The sequence below is a fragment of the Neisseria sp. P0019.S003 genome, assembly GCF_051957115.1.
GTDB classification, from domain to species: domain Bacteria; phylum Pseudomonadota; class Gammaproteobacteria; order Burkholderiales; family Neisseriaceae; genus Neisseria; species Neisseria flavescens_D.
In genome coordinates, this window is the sequence record NZ_JBQCWT010000110.1 from 1 (window position 1) to 434 (window position 434).

General features: G+C 56.0%; 1 protein-coding gene. It reads right to left on the reverse strand.

All coding sequences use genetic code 11. The annotated features are described in order from the left end of the window. A partial coding sequence (locus ACTHTS_RS11340) for an LPS-assembly protein LptD (protein WP_440370098.1) occupies positions 1 to 434 on the reverse strand: 434 nt, incomplete at both ends.

The window sequence follows — 434 nt, forward strand, 5'->3', positions numbered from 1 at the left end:
GTCCTCGCGTCCGTAGAAGTCGCGGTAGTAATTGTCGTCTGAAACCTGATTGAAGCTGATGCCGCCGCTGAGTTTGTCGGTCAGTTGGTGATTGTGGTCAAACTTGATTTGATAGCGGCTGTTTTCGTGGCGTTTTTTATCGTGCGGCATCCAATCGCCGTCGATGACGCCGTTAAATTTCGGCTCGAGATAGCGAACCTGTCCGCCAAGCTGCACGCCGCGTTTGCTGATAATGCCCGGACGGATGGTGGCATCCAAATTTGGGGCAAGGTTGAAGTAGTAGGGCCGGCTCAGCTCAAGGCCGTCTGAACCTGTGGCAATGGTCGGAACGAGCAGGCCGCTTTTGCGGTTGCCGTTGATGGGGAAGTCCGCCCAAGGTGTGTAGAGGACAGGGACGCCAACGAATACCAGCGAAGCGTGTTTGGCCACGCCGA